10 protein-coding genes and 1 pseudogene are annotated in these 21,722 nt (G+C 65.6%); 9 read left to right on the top strand and 2 right to left on the bottom strand.

Annotation, left to right across the window (positions count from 1 at the left end; genetic code table 11):
* Positions 1 to 74 precede the first annotated feature (74 nt).
* Positions 75 to 269, bottom strand: a complete 195-nt coding sequence (locus SSPN_RS0134455; RefSeq protein WP_010313999.1) for a hypothetical protein — start codon at positions 267 to 269, stop codon at positions 75 to 77.
* Positions 270 to 1,291: 1,022 nt separating this feature from the next.
* Here SSPN_RS0134455 and SSPN_RS0134450 point away from each other — a divergent pair.
* From SSPN_RS0134450 to SSPN_RS0134420, 5 genes are all read left to right on the top strand, one after another.
* A complete protein-coding gene (locus tag SSPN_RS0134450; RefSeq protein WP_010313997.1) occupies positions 1,292 to 1,708 on the top strand; it encodes a cold-shock protein in 417 nt (138 codons plus the stop codon).
* Between the two features lie 614 nt (positions 1,709 to 2,322).
* Positions 2,323 to 3,366, top strand: a complete 1,044-nt coding sequence (locus SSPN_RS47255) for an alcohol dehydrogenase catalytic domain-containing protein (RefSeq protein ID WP_044576570.1) — start codon at positions 2,323 to 2,325, stop codon at positions 3,364 to 3,366.
* A 624-nt stretch (positions 3,367 to 3,990) separates the two neighbouring features.
* A complete protein-coding gene (locus tag SSPN_RS0134435) occupies positions 3,991 to 4,317 on the top strand; it encodes a type VII secretion target (RefSeq protein ID WP_010313991.1) in 327 nt (108 codons plus the stop codon).
* The gene (locus SSPN_RS0134430) at positions 4,317 to 6,083 is read left to right on the top strand and encodes a hypothetical protein (protein WP_010313989.1); all 1,767 of its coding nucleotides are present in this window, start codon (positions 4,317 to 4,319) and stop codon (positions 6,081 to 6,083) included. The genes SSPN_RS0134435 and SSPN_RS0134430 overlap by 1 nt, the downstream gene beginning before the upstream one ends.
* Before the next feature lie 768 nt (positions 6,084 to 6,851).
* Entirely contained in the window at positions 6,852 to 7,349 is a 498-nt protein-coding gene (locus tag SSPN_RS0134420) for a hypothetical protein (RefSeq protein WP_010313985.1), read from the top strand.
* Positions 7,350 to 7,762: 413 nt separating this feature from the next.
* Here SSPN_RS0134420 and SSPN_RS0134415 read toward each other — a convergent pair.
* Positions 7,763 to 8,242: pseudogene (locus SSPN_RS0134415) on the bottom strand (flavin-containing monooxygenase); the annotation flags it as partial.
* Between the two features lie 602 nt (positions 8,243 to 8,844).
* Here SSPN_RS0134415 and SSPN_RS47250 point away from each other — a divergent pair.
* Genes SSPN_RS47250 through SSPN_RS0134395 form a run of 4 tightly spaced genes read left to right on the top strand, consistent with a single transcriptional unit; the run spans position 8,845 to position 21,720 of the window.
* Entirely contained in the window at positions 8,845 to 10,635 is a 1,791-nt protein-coding gene (locus SSPN_RS47250; protein WP_010313982.1) for an AMP-binding protein, read from the top strand.
* Positions 10,628 to 14,116, top strand: a complete 3,489-nt coding sequence (locus SSPN_RS50100; protein ID WP_010313979.1) for an FAD-dependent oxidoreductase — start codon at positions 10,628 to 10,630, stop codon at positions 14,114 to 14,116. Before SSPN_RS47250 ends, SSPN_RS50100 begins: the two co-directional genes overlap by 8 nt.
* A gap of 5 nt (positions 14,117 to 14,121) precedes the next feature.
* Positions 14,122 to 15,690, top strand: coding sequence for a PfaD family polyunsaturated fatty acid/polyketide biosynthesis protein (locus SSPN_RS0134400; RefSeq protein WP_237710898.1), 1,569 nt, complete (start codon positions 14,122 to 14,124; stop codon positions 15,688 to 15,690).
* A 60-nt stretch (positions 15,691 to 15,750) separates the two neighbouring features.
* Complete coding sequence (locus SSPN_RS0134395) at positions 15,751 to 21,720, top strand: type I polyketide synthase (protein ID WP_029536017.1); 5,970 nt, start codon at positions 15,751 to 15,753, stop codon at positions 21,718 to 21,720.
* Positions 21,721 to 21,722 lie beyond the last annotated feature (2 nt).

Here is a 21,722-nt window from a genome sequence, read left to right as displayed (position 1 = left end):
TGACGATGTGGTCTCAGTGTGGGAAAGCTCCCTTCACAAATTCTCTACGCCGCCTTCACGCCCGTTTGCCCTGATCAGGTGGGTTGCTTGGACAGCCGGCACCGGCCCCATTCCTCCAGGAGCAGATCGATCCACACATCGTGGAGATGGGCAGCCTCTTCATTACCCGCCGCGCGGCATCGCAGGACATACTCGCGAGCCTCCGACATCTCGGTCTCCAGTTGTCGCAGCACGGATACCGCATCCTCAGGCAGATCGACCTTCTTCAACGTTCCCTCCTTTGTCCAAGCCCGTCGACCAACCATGCCTGAAACCCGGCGCCAAAATCCTTCCTGACAACCGGGATTGACCATTCGGCTCGGCTACTTTGCCTCGTCGCCCCCGTCCGTTCACCCACCGTAAGGTTGCTGCGATGCGCCTCACAGGAGCAGCCAGGCACGCTAGGTTCCCGGCCAGACGCGCTATGGCTATCGGGCGTGATCGCGGCAATGCACCAAGGAACCTCCGGCCTGAGCAGGACCTGGGCGCGAACCGGGCACCGTGCCATCCCTCTAGCCTGCTGGCTCCGCCCCACCCGTCGTCGGCCAACGCTGGCACCTGGATCACCTCCGGCGGGTTCCGGCGAAGGCAAGTCACCAGACGTCATCCTTGTCCAGGTCCCTGACCACGGCGGCGTCCCGAATTGAAGGTTTCTGTCCGTGCTTGCGCGATCAAGTAGCTGTTCATGTGGGGATGGTTGCGTCGTCGGGAGCATTCGCTTGCGCTGCAAGCCGATGGTTGGCGCAACCGGATGAACGCCGGCGACTACGTGCAGCGCGCCGCCGGGCTCACCGATCGTGCCCGTCCGGGCGGGTCGACTGCGGTTCGTGCTGGGAAGTGCGCGGTTTCGGTGCCTCCGTGCGCAAGCAGGACTGCCCGAAAATCTTCGGCGGCAGCCGGTTCGGCTCTGACCCTGCTGTGGGCGCCGGTGCTCGCGGCGGCGCTGGCGATCGGCTGGTTCCGCGTCCGCAAGCGAGTGGACGCGGCGAAGTCTCTGGAGGGAACCGGTGAAGAGCATTGGCCGGGCTCCTCCCTGACGTCGTTGCGCCCTTTGTCCGTGCCTAGGGAGCACCGGTACGGAACGCGGTCACGGGCGATTCGGGAAGCTCGTGACCGCGTTCTCGTACTTTGTCCAGCCCGGAGTGACATCGGTGGGGACCCGGTCTTTGTTTTCCGCGTGGGGGGCCTTATACTGAGGAGGTAATTGTTGGCGGTGCGGTAGTGTGCACTAGCGGTTTGAGGGGCGGAAGCGGTGAAGACGGGAACAATCGTAAAGTACGACGGGACCAGGGGATTCGGTTTCATCGAACCGGATACTGGCGGTGAGGACGTGTTCCTGCACGCGTCTATCCTGGACGAACAACTGAAGCAGGTCCTCCAAGGTGGCATGCGGGTGCAGTTCGAGGCTGCGTCCAGCAACCAGGGCACGAAGGCTGTGGCCGTGCGGTTGCTCGGCGCGGTTTCGCAGGCACCGGCGGCGCAGGTCCCGGCCGTGAAACAGGAACGTGACGACGAGGAACTGTGCGAGGTTCTGTCGGCAGCCGAGTTCTCCCAGAAGATCACGGATGTACTGATCGAGGCTGCGCCCAGCATGACGGGCGGGCAGATCCTCCAAGTGCGCAGGCAGCTCGTTTCGTTCGCGCAGCGCAACGGTTGGGTGGAAGCCTGACCGCGCACTGAATTAGAACCGTATGCCCGGCCGGGACGCAGAGTGTCCAGGCCGGGCATACGGCGTTGAGCGCGCCGTATTGTCACGGCCCAACGGCTTTTGGTTCAGGCTGGCCAATCTTTCTGTTCGAGCCTCCTTCATCCCGGTCGATCCGCAGCCGCGACGCCTGAAGCCCCAGGGTACGAGGCTGCCGCAAGCGGCGTAGCCGCCTTGGTCCAGCCGCGTAACCGGCACCGTCGGCGGTTCTAGGCGGTCTTCTCGCGAGGAGCCCGGACGCCGCGCATTGGTCATATACAAATCCTGGTCATACACAAGTCCGGGATTCCACAGCCGAGCAGGCCGCTGCGGTTCCGCACCCCGCACCGCAACGCAAGAAGAGGTTGGAAAACGCTCGTTTGGGAGTGCATTTGTCAAGAGGTAGTCGAGCACCCATTGCGCGAATGGGCAAGGTGACGGTGATTTAGGGTACTGAATTTCCTCGTGCGTTTGTCCGGACTCGCGGCTGGTCCTTGAATAGTTCGGCAATCGTGTTTGGGCGGCGTCGTGCCATCGCGCTCAAATGAGCGCAATTCTGAATGGTGGCGGCCGACGACGGGGAGGAAGGTGCGTTGCCGATGCAGGCTGCGATCATCAGCCGGACGGGGACGATCAGCGTGGGTGAGATACCTGATCCGGAACCAGGCTTGGGGCAGGTGGTCGTCCGGGTCCGTGCGTGCGGGGTCTGCGAGGTCGATTTGCTCATCGCCGACGGCGAGTTCGCATCCGCCTCGTACCCCGTTGTGCCGGGGCACGAGTTCAGCGGCGAGATCGTCGAGTTGGGACCGGCTGTGCCGAGGCACTGGCGGGTCGGAGACCGGGTGGCAGTCGATCCGGCATTGCCCTGCGGGCACTGCGCGGCGTGCCGTTCGAATAACGCGACGGAGTGCGGGCAGCGCGGTGCCATTGGCGAGTCCGTGAACGGTGCGTTCGCGGAATACGTTGCCGTGCCCGCTGCCAACTGCTACCGGCTGCCTGCCTTGATGACCTGGGAGCAGGGCGCCATGACCGAACCGGCCTCGCGCGCACTCATGGGCGTGCGCCGGTTCGGAGTGGTCGCTGGGCAGCGTTCGTTGGTGGTCGGCGCGAACGCGACGGGCCTGCTGGTGCTGCAGGCGCAGCGGCTCAGCGGTATTGACGTGTCCATCGTCGACCCCGACCCAGGGCTGCTGGCTCTCGCGATGGACCTGGGCGCGAATCCGATTTCCACGGACATCGCCGAGGTCAGCGGCGGGAAGTTCGATGTTGTGATCGACTGCACCGGCGATCCGGAGGGGATGGAAGGGGCGTTCGATGCGGTGCATACCGATGGCCGCCTGCTCCTGTTCGGGACGCCTCACGCGGGCGCGCGAACCCAACTGTCACGCGTTCCGTTCAACGAGCAGGAGGCCGGGGTGAACCACTCGATGGCCGTGCTCAACAATTTCGGCCTTGCGATGGGTCTGATCGAATCAGGCGCGATTCAAACCGATCCGCTGCTGACCCACGCCTTGCCGCTGGAGGAATTCGACGAAGCACTGATGTTGATCAGCGGCGGCATCGGGTTGAAGCTCCAGGTGTTGCCGGACTTCGAGGTGCTCACCGCAGAGCAGCTCACCGAGTTCGGCGGGCCAGATGTTTAGCCACGACGCGCGGTCATGGCGCCCGTAAGCGGAGATTCAGTACGCAACTGATCACGCTGCGAGGTAACAGCGGGTCGGGCAAGTCGACCGTGGCGGCTGCAGAAGGTTCGCCTGCGCGCTGACGGCGGGCGGCGACGTCGAGTTCTCGCGATGGATGGCGCAGCAAGGCACAACTGCGTTCTATCATGGTGCGCGACGGTGCAGCCTACCGGATCGGCATGTTTCCGATCGAGATCACATCCGGCGGGGACCGCGAGGTGGATCGGTTCCAGCCGGTACAGCGACCGGACCTGCCTGGTCCGGTCGCCGGCGCCGGACGGCACCGACGTCGTGGGCGCATTGCGGGCTCCTGCGCTACAACGTGACTTACGGCGAACTCAGCTGCGGCACCCTCCTTTTGGCCGCCACGGACGCTTCCCCGCGTCGAGAGGTTGGCGCGCGACCGCAAGCGTCCGTGCGCGGGCACGACGTGTCGATGTCCTTTCCGCTCTGAGGAACGCGGTGAAAGACCGCGGGTGAACTTTTGTCGATTGGCTTCGGTCGGTTTGGTGAAGTCGGGCCTGAACGGCCTTGCTGATCTGGCATCTTCGGTTGCGTAGCCCACCGATCGGAGGAGGTAAGACCGTGTCCAACGTTGTCAGTGTGGACGTGGAGCACCTGCGGCGCATGAGTCAGGAGCTCCGGACCACGGCCGACGAATTGCGGGCGCGGATTCTGACGTTCCGGGAAGAGGCGGAGAACATGCGCGGAGCGTACGGCTCGACGCCGGACGCCGTGGAATCCGAACGGGAGTATCAGGAAACCACCGCGCAGACGGTGGAACAGCTCATGAAGATGTACCGCGAAGTCGTGGAGGTCGCGGACGCCTTGCAGGACGAGGCCAGGCACTTCTCCGATGTGGACGCCCAGGCCGCGGTGACGGCCGCCACTCCGATGAAGGACGCGAATTAATGGCGCAGGACGCGCTTTCTGAGGTCGGTCTCCGAAACCCAGGAGGTAACGCGCAGGCTCTGCACCGCAGCGCCCAGGGCTGGGCCGACCTGTCGGCTTACCTGTGCGAGCACAGCGCTCGGGTAGCCGAGATTACCGGCGTCGGCCTGGAGACGTGGAGGGGTGAGGCGGCGGCGGCATTCACCGGCCGCATCCGGGGTGTGGTGGATCGCGCTGAACGAATCGCGCAGACCGCGGAGGTGGTGGCCGCGCAGCAGGAGCAGCACGCGAGGAAGCACACCCAGGTCACGCAAATCATCGTTGAGTTGGCTGTTATGATCGCCGCGACGTTGGCCTTCTACGCCGCAGCAGCCATGTTTCCGGCGCTGCTGGCTTGGGCACAGGCCTGGCTTGCGTATCTGGTCAGCACCGGCGTCCGCGTGCTTCAGATGCTTGCCCAGGCTTTGCGGGTATTGGTGAACTTCCTGGTGCGTAGCCGCGCGTGGATTGCCGAGGTCTCGGAGCTGACCTGGAAGAGCGAACGGCTCAGCGTCGGCTACGGCCGGATGCTTGTCGAGGGCGTCCGCGACATGGGGATCGACTTGGCGGCGAACCTGACGGCGTCGGGTCTCCTGGGCAAGAAGATCGACCCGGCCCAGGTGTTCATCAGCGCTGGAATCAGTGGTGTGGGCGGTGCGTTCGTCGGCGCTTTGGAAAAAAGCGGTATCTCGAAGGTGCTGGACGATGCGGGCAACGTGAAACGCGGGCCGGACGGCCTGCCGGTGTTCGTCGCCTTCGACAGCCAGGCCAAGAACCTCGTCAAGAAGATAGGCCCCACACCGAAGCCGAATCCGCCCAAACCATTGCCTTCTGAGTCGGAACGCTTGCTTGACAACGTCAAGACCGCGTACGACAACGCGGAGAACCTCGGCGTCAAGAACACACCCGATGCAGGCAAGCGCCTCACCAGCGAGCTCACCCTGGCACGCAACAATCACAGGAGCGCGCGCGAACAGCACACCACGGCGGTCGACGAAGTCGCTCGAGCCGCCGCTGACGTGTCGACACGCGAACGCGCCGTGTGGGCGCACCGCGAGGCGGTCGACCAGGCCACGAAGCGGGTCGACGCCGCCGCCCGGACGGTCGACCTGTACCGGGCGTCCGACAACGCGGAGTGGGTTGAGGACGGCATTAAGCAACTCGACGATGCCCGCCGCGCGCTCACCGAGGCGTCTGGTGGTCTACGTGATGCGCAGACCGCATTGGACAGATCCCGGCGGGACCTCCTCGAAAGGCAGCGGAACGCGGACCTCGCCAGAGACAACGCTGCGCTCAGCGACGCCGCTCACGACCTCGCGAGAAATCGGACCGACGCCTGGGACCAGTTCGACGCGGCCCGCACGGCCGCCCGCGAGCAGACCAGCTTCCGCGAGCAGTTGGCGTTCGTGCGGAAGAACAATGCGTGGGGTGCCTCGTTCGGCACGCGCAATAGCTGGCAAGAAATTCTTTTCTACGATGTCCCGAAGGATGCCCTCAACGGCATGACCAGCGGCGCGGTAAAGTGCAGCATCGAGGTGGCCAGGGGCAACGGCCAGCCCGGCGACGTCTGGAAGGGCGCGCTGCTGCAGGGAGCGACCGGCGCGGTGCGCGGCGGGGTCAATTCAGCGGGCAGCAACACCGCGTTCCCGAGGTCGGGTATCGGAGAAACGCTGTGGAAGACCGGGAGCAAGACCGCAGACGTCCACGTGCGCTCGAACATCGAGTCCGGTACCTACGGAAAGGCATAGGCGGGCTATCGCCGGAAGGATGTATCGCGGATGCCCCGTTCTCAGGGCGGGGAGGAAGCGCGTCGACTTTCGCCTGAGGTGGCACCTCCAGAACTCCTCGAGCCGCTCTGGCAAGACCAGGAATGCCAGTCAACCTCCTGGAGCGCGACAAAACCGCCGGCCGGACCACGTGCGCCATGTTGGCGATGACAACCCCGGGATGGGGAACATTGGCCCGGAGCATGCGAGCATGCGCCGGTTCGAATCCGGTGTACGGCGGCACGCCATAGGCGTCACCTCAGGGCGTGTGCAAGGTTGACCTATCCGGTTTAGGTAGTTTCGGGCGGGAAGGTGGGTGGCAGGTTGCCCAGGTGGTGGACAGGTTGCCCAGGTGGTGGACCGTTTCGATACCGGCGGCGGTGCCGTTCGGTCGGCGCCAGCGCCATATCCGGTTCGCAGGTTTCCGTCCAGAACAAGGACCTTCCAGGCTGCGGGTCCTGGCACGTCCGTACCCGCCCACGATTTCCATTGAAATTGCGGAGGTTGTCCACAGGCATCGGCGTGTCGGGATGCGACACGCCGACGGTCCGCAAGTTCCATTGAAATCGAAGGTTCGATTTCAATGGAACTTGCGGCTTCTCTCCGCCGAGGCGGACTCGATGAACGTCTTCGCACCGGGAGTCACACGACCCCGCAAGGACTCGACTGTGAGGGTGGGCCGGTCAAGCACAACCCGAATCAGGGAAGCCAAGAACACGAGAGCGCGGCTCCTGGACAGACCGTCACGGCTTGAACAACTGGACGGAAGGCAACGCAGAGCAGGCCAGCTCATACGCTCGGGAATGCCTACGGCTCAAGCAGCAGCTCAACGACCTGGTCGGAATGGCCATATCCATCGAGCTGCTCGCCTGGTCCGCGGTCGACCAGGACGCTGAAAGCGCCGCTCGGTTGCTGGGGGCCAGCCACACCTTGTGGCGCGAGATAGGCAGGCCGCTGTTCGGCTTCCCGCCGTACGTAGCCCGGCATCGGGCAAGCGAGGAACAGGCCCGCATGGTTCTCGGCTCGCGGGCGTTCGACGTTGCTTTCGAGGACGGGAACAGCCTCACCTGCGACCAGGCCATATCCTATGCGCTAGGGGAAAGCCGTGATTCGCGTGTCCTGACGGACCATCATCGCCAGCCCTGCAAGGGGTTTTCCCGAATCACATGTCAGGCATCCCCGGCTGATTGGGGAAATCCCGACACACTCGGGTGGCCATCGGTCAGGCTGCAACGAGCGAGGCACTGACCCCAGGGCGTGTGCAAGGTTGACCTATCCGGTTTAGGTAGTTTCGGGCGGGAAGGTGGGTGGCAGGTTGCCCAGGTGGGTGGCAGGTTGGCCAGGTGGTGGACCGTTTCGATACCGGCGGCTGTGCCGTTCGGTCGGCGCCAGCGCCATATCCGGTTCGCAAGTTTCCGTCCAGAACAAAGACCTTCCAGGCTGCGGGTCCTGGCACGTCCGTACCCGCCCACGATTTCCATTGAAATTGCGGAGGTTGTCCACAGGCGTCGGCGTGTCGGGGTGCGACACGCCGACGGTCCGCAAGTTCCATTGAAATCGAAGGTTCGATTTCAATGGAACTTGCGGATTCTCTCCGCCGAGGCGGACTCGATGAACGTCTTCGCCCCGCGGCCCCCCGCCAGCCCCGCGGTCACCGCCAGCGAGGAATGCCAGACTTGGCCCTTGAAAGTCTCGAGCCCAGGAAGCTCGGGCAGCCGTGGGACGTGCAGTCCGCCGACTGCGGAGATCAGGAACTGGCAGAAGAGTTCTTCACCTGTCGTGGTGCTGAGCCGCCACCTGCATTGGTCCGGTTCCCAGGTCGCACCGGTTAAACCGACTCCGAATCGGATCTTGGATCTCAGCCGGTGCTTGTCCGCGATGTTGCTCAGGTAGGTGAAAATTTCGGACCGGGTGGCGAAATCACGTGGCCAGTCGGGTTTCTGCTCGTAGGACAACGAATACAGGTGCGTCTCCACGTCGCACTCGCATCCGGGGTAGGAGTTGTCCCGCCACGTGCCGCCCACGTCCTGGGCCTTTTCCAGGACGAGGTAGTCCCGGATGCCGGCCTTCTCCAGTTGGATGGCCTGTCCGAGTCCTCCGAAGCCGGTGCCGACGATCACGGCCTTGAGGTATTGGTTCATGCGCTCCTCGCAGGGCCAACCCGCTCATACCGTCGCGGTTGCCGGTTCTGGTCGAATCCCTAACTTTCCGGGCGTGCTCTCGTCAAGAGACCGCCCGGGGAGCGAACCAACGGGCAAGGAAACCATGCCTATGAGGTATCTCCGGGAGAGGCAACTGGCGCTTTAGGCCGCGCGGTTTTCGGTAAGCGTCACGCACTTGCGCCACGTGGGGGTTCCGAGGGTGGCATGCCTGCGCTGTCGGCGGTCGGTCGTCCGTCCGCCGGATGGCCAGCCTACCGGGGTAGCGACGTGGGGGACAGAGCTCACGAACCTGCCGAAGTGGCCCGGCGCTTGTCGTGAGTTTCTCGGGGCGTATATCAGCCGGTAAGCTGGCGAGATCACGTTGCGTGGATGGACAGGTAGGAAATGCTGACTGATCAGGCATTTTCGGGAAGGTGGCCTTTCGTCCGCCGCACCGGGGTTCCTAGGTTTTCGGTGTCCAAGTTGGATTGGGCCGGTTATGGTGCAAGACCGTTCGCTCGGTGCGTCCGGGGCGATGCCAGCACAAGCTGCTGGGCGAATCAAGTGGGTCTGCGGCCCGGCCGTAGACAGGGAGACTCGCCATGAATTTGGAAGTTGAGCCAGATCCGAACCCGGCGTCGAGCCTCGGTGCAGGCACGATTCTGTCCGCGTTCGTCGATCTTCACGAGCGTGACATGAACCGTGAGCTCTTCGTGTTCGTGGACGACCACGGCCGCGATGTCGAGTCAATGACGGTGCGTCGGCTGGCTCACGACGCGCAGCGGGTCAGGTCGCTCCTGGACGGAGAGGGCCTCCGGCGTGGCGACCGGGCGTTGCTGGTGTACCTGCCATCGCTGCATTTCATCAGCGCGTTCCTCGGCTGTCTCGCGTGCGGAGTGATCCCGGTACCGGTCGCCCCGCCAAACCCGCTGAAACTCGCGCAGGAAACCGGGGCCCTGTCGGCTGTCGCCACCAGCTCCGGTGCGCGTGTCGTGCTCACTCACGATGCCTACCAGGGGGCGATCGATGCGGCGTTGAGAGCACGCTCTTTGCCGCCCGAAGTGCCAGAAATGCCCGGGATTCCTTGGCTGGCCACCGATTCACGCTACGGTGGCGAGGTGGACGTGGTCGAGCCGCGACATTGGTACATCCCGGATGATCCGGACGAGCCGGTCTTCCTGCAGTACACGTCCGGATCGACCGGGTTCCCCAAAGGCGTGATCGTCAGCCATCGCAACATCAGCCACGAGTTGCAGTTCCTGGCCGCGGATTTGGCACTGGGCGACGACACGGTCGCCGTCACCTGGGTTCCGCATTTCCACGATCTCGGACTGATGCTGAACACCATCGCGGGGCACTCCGGGCGGACCTACGTGATGTCTCCGCTCAGCTTCCTGCAGCGGCCCTCGGTGTGGTTCGACGTCATGTCCCGGGTGCGCGCCACGCACACGTCGGCGCCGAATTTCGCCTACGACCTGATGGTCCGGAAAACGACTACGCAGCAGCGCGCCGAATGGGACCTCAGCTCTGTGCGAGTTCTCGGTTCCTCTGGAGAAATGGTGCTACCGGAGACCATGAAGCGGTTCTGGAATGCTTTCCTGCTGACCGGACTGAAACCTGCGGCGTTCCACCCGGGTTACGGCATGGCCGAGCACACATTGAGCTTGAGCATGGGCAGCGGCGGTCCGCTGTGGGTAGACAAGCGCGAGTTGGAGAAGGGCCGGGTAGAGCCGGTCAAGGCCGACACCACGCGGGATGCCGCCGGTTTCTACGGCAGCGGTTGGGTCACCAAGGAAGACGCCAATGTTCGCATCGTCGATCCAGCCACCGGCAAGCCGCGTGGCCCAGGGCAGGTCGGGGAGATCTGGGTCGACTCGCCCACCAAGGCCCAGGGGTACTGGGGTCTGGAGGATGAGACCCGCGAGATTTTCCGTGCTCGCGTCGCCGACGACGACCCCCGCGAGTATCTGAGGACAGGTGATCTCGGGTTCTTCCGCAATGGAGAGTTATTCGTCTCCGGCCGGCTCAAGGAACTGATCGTTATCCGGGGCCATAACTACTACCCGCAGGACATCGAGGAATCTGTTCGCGGGTGCCATCCGCTGATCCGCCCGGGCGGGGTTGCCGCCTTCTCGGTTCCCTCGGCAGGATCCGGCCAGGGCGAGCGCTTGATCATCTTCGTGGAAACCGTGGCCGGCACGCCTTTTGCCGACAATGATCAGGAAATCACGCGGGCGGTTCGTCGCGCGATCAGGGAATCCCACGGGATCGCATGCGACGAGGTGGTCGTGGGTGCTCCGGGACTGGTGCTCAAGACGACCAGCGGTAAGGTGCGCCGCGCCGCATGTCGCACGCAGTACATTCAGCGTTTGGAGGAGCAGTCCGATGAGTAGCGAACTTCTGGTCCCGGGCCTGTGGATTTGCACCGGGCCGGATGATCCGCGACTGCACGACATCGACGCGGACTTCACCGCACTGCTCCGGAAATTCCAGACCGTGCTGACCTCAACCGGCAAACGCCTCTTCCACGGTGCAGGCGTTTGTGTGCGCGGGCATATCAAGTTCGTTGACGCCGCGGGTATCTCCGTGCACCCGTTCTTCGCGGCCGGCAAGCAGTACCCGCTGATTGCCAGGTACAGCAACGGTGAATCGTCGGACGACATCGCGCCCGGAACCCGTGGTGCGTCGCTGTTGTGGTTGGATCCCGCTGGTTCCGGGGGGTCGCTGTTCAATCTGACGCTGAACACCGGTCGCGCACTTTTCGCCGGCCATGCCGCGGCCTTCGTGCGCTTCCTACTGGGAAACGATCAGGACCGCCAGGACATGGTGCGGGCTAGTCCGCGCGCCGGGCAACTGCTTTGGGAGCAGGTCCGGGATCCGGTCTCGTTCATGCGGTACCACTACCACTCGCAGGCGCCGCGCGTGCACGTGGACGCCACCGGGCGTCCTTGGCTGGCGCGTTATCGGCTCGTACCAGCGGAAGACACGGCCGACTGCGGACAGCACGTCGCTGACCATCGAATTTTTCCGCCCGTGCCACCGGATTTCCTCGCCAGGGATCCTGCCGACCGGCGACCGCCGACTGCCCTCCGGGATGAGCTCGTCGAGCAAGTTTCGACCGGCGGATTCGGTGCACTGCTGCAAATTCAGCTGCATCCGGTGACCGACTCCACCGACGGCAATCAGGCCGCGCTCGATCCATCGGCCGTGTGGACTGCGGGACACCACACGATCGCGCGAGTGCAGTTCGACGCCGTGCTCAACACCGACGCGGCGAAAGCCCTCGTGTTCGACCCTGCTGAGGCCCCGGAAGGTCTTGGCATCGCGCTCGCCCGGTCGCCGCTTGAAACGGCCTCGGTGAACCACGCCCGTGCCCTGATCTACCGGAAGATGCACGCCGCGCGGACGGAGCGCGTTGAGGCAAGGGGCACCCATGACCAAGTAACTGGGTCAAGGGGGCCTCGCACCTCAACAGTCTGCGTCGTCGGTGCGGGCCCAAGCGGGCTGACTGTCGCGCGTGAATTGGAGCGCCTCGGGCACACCGTGGTGGTGTTGGAGCGCGAGCCGGTCGTCGGTGGTAAGTCCGTCTCAGTCGACGTCGACGGGCGTGCCTACGATCTGGGCGCCCACATCTGCACACCGCGCTACGAGCGGTTTGCCGAACTGGCGGCAGAATTCGGTTTCGACACGGTGGAAGCCACAGCGACCTACGAATATGACGCCGACCGGTGGTTTCGCCGATCGCCGGGTGCAGCTTTCTTCCGGAGATCGGAGTTCTCCAGGTACACGCAACTGCGGGAGCAGTCCTATCCAGGCATCGCGACGCCCGGCCTGGCGCACTCTGCGGTGTCGTTGTCTCAGCCGACATCGGATTGGGTGGTCGGCAACGATCTCCTGGGTATGACGGAATCGCTCGGATCCGGTTACACCGCTTCGGGATACGGCTATCCGCACGACGATGTCCCTGCGCTGTATTTCGTCAAACATGCCGAGATGACCGGTCTGGTTTCCGTCGGTCCGCAAACCACCGGCCATGCCGGACCATTCACGGTATCCGGCGGCTTCGGGAGGCTCTGGCAGCGGGTTGCCGACAGTCTTTCCGATGTGCGCACCGGTACGCGCATCACATCGATCGAACGCGAATCCAGCGGCGTCGTCGTGCACACCGATTCCGGTACTGTACATGCGGATTCGCTCGTCCTGTCCGCTCCGCTCGACAAGGTCGTCGACGTGCTCGACGCCACCGCCGACGAGCGGGATATCGCGTCGAGGGTACGCACGATCGACTACTACACCGTGCTTTGCCGGATTTCCGGACTGCCCAGAGCCGGCATGTATCTCGTGCGCACCAAGGAGGCGGCACCGCCACCCGGCCATTGCGTCGCCTACCACAACCGGTATGCCGACTCGGACGTCTACACCTGCTACTCCTACGGGGCACAAGGCCTGGACACCACGGACATCGTCCGGCAGCTTCGTGCTGACGTGGCCGCGATGGGTGGTCAGGTTACCGAGGTGCTGGTCGCCGGACGATGGCCGTTCATGCCGCACTTCCGCGCCGCGGATCTCAAGGACGGTGTTCTCGATCGCCTCGAGCGCATGCAAGGAGACCGACATACTTACCACGTCGGGAGTCTCCTGGGTTTCGAGTTGATCGAGACCAATGTGGCTTATGCTCAGGATCTCGCGCACCGCTACTTCGCGGCTCCAGTGGCCGGCGACAGCCGCGGGCAAGACCGGCTCGGCGCACCGCGACACCGGGTGCGGTCCGAAGCCGAGCTGCTGGACTGGCTGACTCGGCAGCTCGCGGCCGGACTCGGCTGTCCCGTGGCCGGGATCGACCCACAGGCCCCGCTGGATGACTACGGGCTCGACTCGCTGACGGCCACCGGCTTGCAGGCCGAGCTGTCCGACTGGCTGGGCTTCCGCGTCCCGCCAACGCTGTTGCTCGAACATCCCACCCTGGAAGCGGTTGCACACCAACTGGTCACGTTGATGGACGGTGAGCACGCGGACCGGCGTGAGATCGCGCGGAAACCGATGTTGGCTATTGCGCTGACTCCGCCACGGCCCTTCTTCTGCATCGGAGGCGCGGTCGGAGCAGCACATCAGTTACAGGCGCTGGCCGAAGAGCTGGGCCCAGGATACCCGTTCTACGGGCTTCAAGCCCCCGGATATGACGGCAGCGAGCCGGCACTCGAGACCGTCGAGGAACTCGCCGACCGGTACCTCGAGGACATCTGCGCGGTCCAGCCGCGTGGTCCCTACGTCGTTGGTGGCTACTCGTTCGGTGGTCTGGTCGCGTACGAGATCGGCTGCCGGTTGCGGCGTGATGGGGCTGAGGTCGCGGAAGTGGTGGGGATCGACAGCTACCTTCCGCACGGCGGGCAGACCGCACCGGTTTGGGATGAGCGTGCCGCCCTGGAGGAGTTGGTGGCGGTGCACCGGGCGATGTCGGGAGCCCGAGGGGATGCGTTGAAGGTGGATCCCGCGCTGACACCGGCCCAGTGCCGTGAGCTGGTCAGCAGGGAGCTTCGGATCATGGGCGCGGTCGCCGCGGATCGACTACTCGATCGGCTGTTGCCGGTGTTCCAATCGAATCTGGAAGCCAACATCGCCTACCGGCCTCGGCCGTCTGATCTGTCCATGACGTTGCTTCGCGCTGTCGAACCTTTTCCGCCGGTGTTCGGTGAGGCGCGGCGACCAGCGATACCGGTGGGTGATCCGCACAACGGCTGGGCGTCGGTGCCGATGGCTCGACTGCGCGTGCATGAGGTGCCCGGCAACCACTTCACCATCATCGGCGGGGCTGACCTGCGCGGGCTGGCCGCGACCTTCCGGAAAGTGCTCGACGAGACGCTGCTGGAGAAGTGATGAAGATGTCCTCGACCACTGCTCCCACCGCCGTGCCGCCCGGAGCGCGGGAGTCGCTTGCTGACGTGGCGGCAAGGATTCGGGAAGAAGTCCAGATCGTCGCGACGCCTGACAACGGAATCGGCGCCATCGTCGGCGACCCGCGCGGTCGGCGTGTCCTGGCCACCTTGCCGCCGCTGTACCCGGAATGGCTGGGTGACCGGTCCTTTAACGAGGTTCATGGCACGCGGTTTCCTTATGTCGCGGGCGAAATGGCGAACGGAATCGCGACCGCCGAGCTGGTGATCGTCATGGCACGGGCGGACATGCTCGGCTTCTTCGGCGCCGCCGGTATCCCCGTTCCGAAGGTAACGGCGGTGGTGCAGAATCTCCGGAAAGCGTTGCCGGGACGGCAGAACTGGGGAGTGAACCTCATCCACGCACCACAGAATCCGGCGTGGGAGAGGAACCTGGTCGACATGCTCCTCCGGGAGCAGGTGCCGGCGGTTTCCGCCTCCGCGTTCATGGATCTGACTCCTACCGCGGTCCAGTTGGCAGCATCCGGACTGCGAACGGACCGCAGTGGTCGGATCGTTCGCGGGACACGGCTGTTCGCGAAGGTTTCCCGCCCGGAGGTCGCGGAGAAGTTCCTCGCCCCGGCACCGCAGGGCCTGCTGGATGAGCTGGTCCTGAATGGCCGGATCACCGCTGACGAAGCCAAACTTGCCAAGCATGTCCCCGTCGCCGAGGACATCACCGTGGAGGCGGACAGCGGTGGGCATACCGACAACCGGCCGCTTGGATCGTTGCTGCCCCGGATTATGGAGCTGCGCGATGCGTTGTGCACCCGCTTCCGGCATGGGCGCAACGTTCGGATCGGTGCTGCGGGTGGCCTCGGCACGCCCCAGGGCGTCGCGTCGGCCCTTGCGGCCGGAGCGGCTTATGTGCTTACCGGCTCGGTGAACCAGACCTGCCTGGAGGCCGGAATCTCGGCGGAGGCGAAGGAAATGCTCGCGGCAGCCGACATCGCGGACGTCATGATGGCACCAGCCTCAGACATGTTCGAGCTTGGCGCCAAGGTGCAGGTGCTCCGCAAGGGCACCATGTTCGGCCCGCGTGCCAACCAGCTGTACCAGATCTACCGCCAGTATCGGTCGTTCGACGAAATCCCCTCCCGCGAGGCCGAAAAGCTCGAACGCACTGTGCTGGGCGCCACGATCGCGGATATCTGGGCGGAGACCCGGCGCTACTGGCTGGAACGGGATCCTGACGAGCTTTCTCGCGCTGAGGCCGATCCGAAACACCGCATGGCGCTGGTGTTCCGGTGGTACCTGGGCAGGTCGAGCTGGTGGGCGATCCGTGGCGAGACGCCGCGCCGCACCGACTACCAGCTCTGGTGCGGGCCGGCAACGGGGGCGTTCAACCGCTGGGTGGCCGGCAGTTTCCTCGAAGATCCGGCGAACCGCAGTGTCGTGCAGGTCGCCCGCAATCTGCTGGAAGGTGCGGCGGTGGTGACCAGAGCCCACCAGCTGCGCACCTACGGGGTGCCGGTGCCCGCGACGGCTTTCCGCTTCACGCCGCGCAGGCTGACATGAGAAGCCACTGACTCACGGGTCCTGATCTCGACAACCCCGATGACACCGGAGGACAAGGCCATGCCCGAGGCGACAGCGAGGATCACGCCGCCGATCGCGGTAGTCGGGGTCAGCGCGCTGCTGCCCGGTTCTTCCGATCCGAGCGGATTTTGGCGCACTGCTGTGGCGGGAGAAGACCAGGTCACCGAGGTGCCCGCGACGCACTGGCTGGTCGAGGACCACCACGACCCGGATCCGGCGGCACCGGACAAGACCTATGCGCACCGCGGCGCGTTCCTCTCCCCGGTGCCGTTCGATCCGCTCGCTCACGGCATTCCCCCCAAGATGTTGGAAGCCACCGACACCAGTCAACTGCTTGCACTCGTGGCAGCCGAACAACTGCTGTCGGGCCTTACCGGCTTGTCAGGTGTGGATCGCGAGCGGGTGAGCGTTATCCTCGGTACGTCGTCACTGGAACTGCTGACCACGATGGGAAGTCGTATCCAGCGGCCGGTGTGGCTGAAGGCGTTGCGGGAGAGCGGCATCGCCGAGGACCAGGCGCAGGCGATCTGCGATCGAATCGCGGCCAGCTACGTCCCGTGGCAGGAGGCCAGCCTGCCTGGCTTGCTCAGCAACGTCGTGGCCGGGCGGATCGCCAACAGGTTCGACCTGCACGGGAGCAACTACACCACGGACGCCGCGTGTGCGAGCTCGTTGGCAGCGTTGTCCAGCGGGGCAAACGAACTCGCCACCGGTCAGGCCGACTTGGTGATCACGGGCGGGGTGGACACGCTCAACGATCCGGTGATGTACACCTGCTTCAGCAAGACACCTGCGCTTTCTCCAACTGGCGATTGCCGACCTTTCTCGGACCATGCCGACGGCATGGTTCTCGGGGAAGGGATTGTCATGTTCGCGATTCGCCGCCTCGAAGATGCCGAGCGCGACGGCGACCGGATTCACGCGGTCATCCGTGGCATCGGCACCGCCTCGGACGGGCGGGGCAGCTCCATCTACGCGCCGGTTCCCGAAGGACAGGCCAGGGCGCTTCGCCGGGCCTACGACGCAGCCGGCTACGGTCCGGAAACGGTGGAGCTCGTCGAGGCGCACGGCACTGGAACTGCCGCCGGGGACGCTGCCGAGTTTGCCGCCCTTCGAGCTGTGTTCGGTGCGGCCGGACGGTCCGACGCCCAGTGGTGTGCGCTTGGCTCGGTGAAGTCGCAGATCGGCCACACCAAGAACGCAGCGGGCGCTGCCGGTCTGCTCAAGGCCACGCTCGCATTGAGTCAAAAGGTATTGCCACCGACGATCAAGGTCGACCGTCCCAATCCGGCACTCGGATTCGCCGACAGCCCGTTCTACCTGAATACCCAGGCACGTCCGTGGATCAGCGACGGCAGCCATCCCCGGCGCGCTGCCGTGTCCAGCTTCGGCTTCGGCGGAACAGATTTTCACGTCACCTTGGAGGAGTACCGGCCCTCGCCGGGGTCGGAGAGCCGTGCGCCCGAGTTGACCAGGGCAGCCTCGTCCGAGCTGGTTCTGTTCTCGGCCGATTCCCCGCAGGCGCTTGTGCGCGCGTGCCGGGCAAGCTCAGGTGTCTCCCGCCCGCTGGCCACGATCGCGCGGGAGACGCAAGGCGCGTTCGACCACACCGCCCAGTCCAAACTGGCAATCGTGGCGACCACCGAAGCCGATCTGACCGCGAAGCTGGAAGCGGCGGCGGACCGCATCGAAGCGGATCCGGAGACGGCGTTGTCCGCCCCGCGAGGTGTCTACTATGCGCCTCGCCGTATCGATCCGGGCAAGCTGGGACTCCTGTTCTCTGGGCAGGGGAGCCAGTACGTCGGGATGGGCGCGGAGTTGGCGATGCTGCACCCGGCCGCCAGGAGTGCGTGGGACTTGGCCGCTGGAATCTGCTTCGACGGTGTCGCGCTGCACCGCGTGGTGTTCCCGCCGCCCGTCTTCACCGAGGACGAGCGGGCTAAACAAGACCGCCGGCTGACCCGCACGGAATGGGCACAACCGGCTCTCGCGGTGCAAAGCCTTGCGTTGCTGGAAGTTCTGCGCACCTTGGGCGTCTCGCCGGATGCTGTTGCGGGGCACAGCTTCGGCGAACTGGTTGCGTTGCACGTCGCTGGTTGCTACGACGCCGAGACACTCATCAGGCTTGCACGCAAGCGCGGAGAACTGATGCGGGACGCCGCCACTTCACAAGGAGCTATGCTCGCGGTCGCAGGCCCCATCGATGACGTCCGCTCGATCGTCGCGGATCTCGGCGGCCAGTTGTGGATCGCCAACCACAACGCACCCAAACAGGTCGTGGTGTCCGGGACCACCGAGGCAATCGACCGGCTCGCGAAGCGGCTTGCCGAAGCTGGCCGAGCCGCCCGGAAACTGACCACGGCCGCCGCATTCCACAGCCCGCTCATGGACTCCGCCCATGCACCGCTGCGCGAGTCCCTTGAGGCTGTGGACCTCGAGCCGCCGCGAATCGACGCGTACTCGAACGCGGAAGCCGATCGCTACCCGCCCGACCCGGACGCGATCCGGGACCGCCTCGCCGACCACCTTCAACGGCCGGTCCGGTTCGTCGACCAGATCGAGACCATGCACGCCAACGGTGTCCGTACGTTCGTCGAGGTCGGTGCGGGAGCGACCCTCGCGAGGCTGACCAGCGACATTCTGGCCGGACGCGAACACCTGTCGGTCAGCCTGGATCACGCCCGCACCGACGGGGTCACCGCCCTGCACGAAGGGCTGGCCCAGCTCGCCGTGCGCGGTATCCCCCTGAACTTCGAGGCACTGTGGTGCCCGTTCACGCCGATCGAGGAACCCCGAATGGACGAAAAACCCGGCATGACAGTGGACCTGCTCGGCGCGAACTACGGCAAACCGTATCCACCGCCCGGCGGCGCCCACGAACTCCCGCCGCCCAACCCACCACAGCAAGCCAAGAGCATCACCCCATTTCCCGAACCCGTGGACGAACCTGTCGTACACGGACATCGACCTCCCCCCGATTGGGTGCCAGGTGAGGGGCACCCGTTACCAGGCAACCTGGTCAAGGGTTCCACTCACCCCGTTTCGGACCCCTGGCTGGACGCGTTGCGGGAGACGCAGCGACAGGCGAGTGAAGCGCATGCCACCTACCAGCGCGTGATGGCCGAAACGCACCTGGCATTCCTCCGCATGTCCGAAGCGGCTCTCGGCGGATTGTCTTCCGGCGGCGTGCCGCAGCCAGCGCCTGGCGGATTGTCTTCCGGCGGCGTGCCGCAAGCAGCGCCCGGCGGGTTCTCTCCCGCTAGCGTGCCCGAAGCGGCTGCCGTGCAGCCCGCTGTTCCCCCGTGGGACCATGCCGGCTACACCGTGCCCCAAGTGCCATCGGCTCCACCGGAACCCGTGGGTGTTCCGGTTCCCGCTCCTGATCCCGTCGCGCCGTCATACAACGCATACCCGGCTTCGGTTGAGAACCCGCCTTCGGAGCCGGATTCGAACGGTGTTGATGTGGCGTTGCTGTTGGAGGTGGTGGCGGAGAAGACGGGTTATCCGCTGAGCGTGCTTGATGCGGGTATGGAGTTGGAGTCGGATCTGGGCATCGATTCGATCAAGCGGGTGGAGATTCTTTCGGCGGTGCGGGAGCGGGTTCCCGATCTGGCAGAGGTTGATCCGGCGTTGCTGGGTGCCGCCGGAACGCTCGGCGAGGTGGCTGAACTGCTCGGCGCCGGGGATAGCGGCGTGGCGCACGTCGGAGCCGAACCAGCCGCACCCCAGGAAGTCACACCGAGTGACAAGCCAACCGAGTTGACGCGACACGCCGTTTCCGCCCGGCGGGCACCGGCGGCCGGCTTCGCGCTGCCCGGGTTGATCGGCGCTTCGATAGCGATCACCGAGGACGGGACCGGCGTGGCCGAGCCCCTCGCGGCCGAACTCGTCGCGCACGGTGTGCGCGCGTTCGTCACCGCGGACGTCCCGGGCGACACCGACGGCGTCATCTTTCTCGGGGGCCTGCGCGCTGGCTCGGCAGAGGAGGCCATCGCGGTCAACCGGGACGCTTTGCGGGTGGCTCGCGCGATGGTCGCTGGTCATTCGGAATCACCCAGGGTTTTCGTTGCGGTGCAGGACACCGGTGGTGACTTCGGGCTGTCCGGCTCCGCGCCGGAACGCGTGTGGTTCGGCGGGGTCGCGGCGCTGACGCGTACCGCCGCGAAGGAATGGCCGGGCACGGCGGTCAAGGCGATCGACTGCGAGCGGGGTGGGCGCAGCGGCGCCGAGCTGGCCCGGGCAATCGCTCGTGAGCTGCTCACCGGCGGCGCGGTGACTGACGTGGGACTGACCGCTGACGGCGTCCGCACCGTGCTCCACCACGCCGTGGCGCCGTTCGGCGACTCGTGGACCGATGTGATCGGCCCGGATTCTGTGATCGTCATCAGCGGCGGAGCGCGCGGTGTGACCGCGATGGCGGCGCGAGCCCTCGCCGCCGCACGCAAACCCAAGGTCGTCCTGCTCGGCCGCACGCCCTTGGCGGATGAGCCGACTTACCTGCGTGGTGTGTCCGGCGAGGCAGCTGTGCGGGAGGCGGTGGCCGAGCACCTGCGGACCAGTGGTGAGCCACCTGCACCGCAGCGGATCAGGTCCGAAGCCGCCAGAGTGCTTTCCTGCCGCGAAATCCGGGCGACGCTCGACGCGCTGGAATCCGGCGGTTCGCCGGCCCGCTATCTGCCCGTGGATGTCCGCGACAGCGCGGCGCTGACCGAAGCCCTGGCGGAAGTGCGTGCGGAGTGGGGGCCGATCACTGGGCTCGTGCACGGTGCCGGGGTGCTGGCGGACAAGACCATCAAGGACAAAACCGGCGAACAGTTCGACTACGTCTTCGGCACGAAGGTCGACGGTCTGCGCACGCTGCTCGACGTGACAGCGGAAGATCCCCTTGATCTCCTCTGCGTGTTCTCCTCGGTCGCTGCCTGCTACGGCAACGCGGGGCAGAGCGACTACGGCATGGCCAACGAGGTCATCACCCAGATCGCCGCGGCAGAGCGCGCGAAACGCCCGGGGTGCCTGGTCCGCACCATTGCGTGGGGCCCGTGGGACGGCGGGATGGTGGATGCGTCGCTGGCCGACCGCTTGCGGGCCTCCGGAGTCCAGCTGATCCCGCTCGAAGCAGGGGCGAAAGCCTTCGTCGACGAGGTACTGGGTGCGCGCGATCCTGTGCAGGTCGTGTGCGTCGCGGGCACCTTCCCGAAAGCCGAGCCCGGCGCAGCCGGGGAGATCGTGGTCACCGACCGGTCGCATCCGTATCTGGCGGACCACTCCGTTGCCGGAACGACCGTGGTTCCGGTCGCGATGGTGCTGGAGTGGTTCACCGCCGCGGCGCATTTGCCCGGAACGTCCGGCACCGCCGCGCTTCGTGACCTCGACGTACTCCGCAAGATCACCCTTGACCACTTCGCCGGAGACGGCGATATCGTGCGCATATCCTGCGAGGCCGGCGGATCCCTGGTCCTGCATGGCACGGGGGAGTTGCCCCATTACCGAGCGCAACTGGGCTACCGGCAGACCGCAGTTTCAATTGAAACTGCGGTCGGCGCACCGCGCCGATGGGACGTGCCGGCGGGCCTGGACGCCTTCGGCGACAGCCCGATCTACGACGGCTACCTGCTGTTCCACGGTCCGGCGTTCCAGGCCCTCCGCAGCGTCGACGGGGTGTCGGCGGCCGGAGCGGTTGGGACGGTTGTCGGCGCGCGTGTGCTGGGCTGGCCAGATGAGCACCGTTACACCGATCCGGCGGCGGTGGACGGCGGGATCCAGTTGGCGACCTTGTGGGCTGAGCGGGCGCTTGGGACCGCCGCGCTGCCGATGGGCGTCGGCGAATTCCGGCTGCATCGTCCGGGAATGCTGGACGGTGCGGGCACGAGCGTCATCCGAGCGGGAGAGGTGCACAGCGCTCATGCCGAGTGCGACCTCCAGCTCTGCGCCGCCGACGGCACACCCGTCGCCGAGCTTCACCGGCTTCGCTTGGTGGCCCGCCCCGATGGCGCCCCGCGCGGGAGGTGACG

It is taken from the genome of Saccharopolyspora spinosa NRRL 18395, assembly GCF_000194155.1.
Lineage (GTDB): Bacteria > Actinomycetota > Actinomycetes > Mycobacteriales > Pseudonocardiaceae > Saccharopolyspora > Saccharopolyspora spinosa.
The sequence above is the reverse complement of the archived record's forward strand: the minus strand, read 5'-3'. Positions and strand labels throughout refer to the sequence as shown.

What these genes read in the sequence shown, in the direction of transcription:
- SSPN_RS50100 (WP_010313979.1), top strand. Translation starts at nt 10,628, where the DNA reads ATGAGTAGCGAACTTCTGGTCCCGGGCCTGTGGATTTGCACCGGGCCG.
- SSPN_RS47255 (WP_044576570.1), top strand. Translation starts at nt 2,323, where the DNA reads ATGCAGGCTGCGATCATCAGCCGGACGGGGACGATCAGCGTGGGTGAG.
- SSPN_RS0134400 (WP_237710898.1), top strand. Translation starts at nt 14,122, where the DNA reads ATGTCCTCGACCACTGCTCCCACCGCCGTGCCGCCCGGAGCGCGGGAG.
- SSPN_RS0134395 (WP_029536017.1), top strand. Translation starts at nt 15,751, where the DNA reads ATGCCCGAGGCGACAGCGAGGATCACGCCGCCGATCGCGGTAGTCGGG.
- SSPN_RS0134430 (WP_010313989.1), top strand. Translation starts at nt 4,317, where the DNA reads ATGGCGCAGGACGCGCTTTCTGAGGTCGGTCTCCGAAACCCAGGAGGT.
- SSPN_RS47250 (WP_010313982.1), top strand. Translation starts at nt 8,845, where the DNA reads ATGAATTTGGAAGTTGAGCCAGATCCGAACCCGGCGTCGAGCCTCGGT.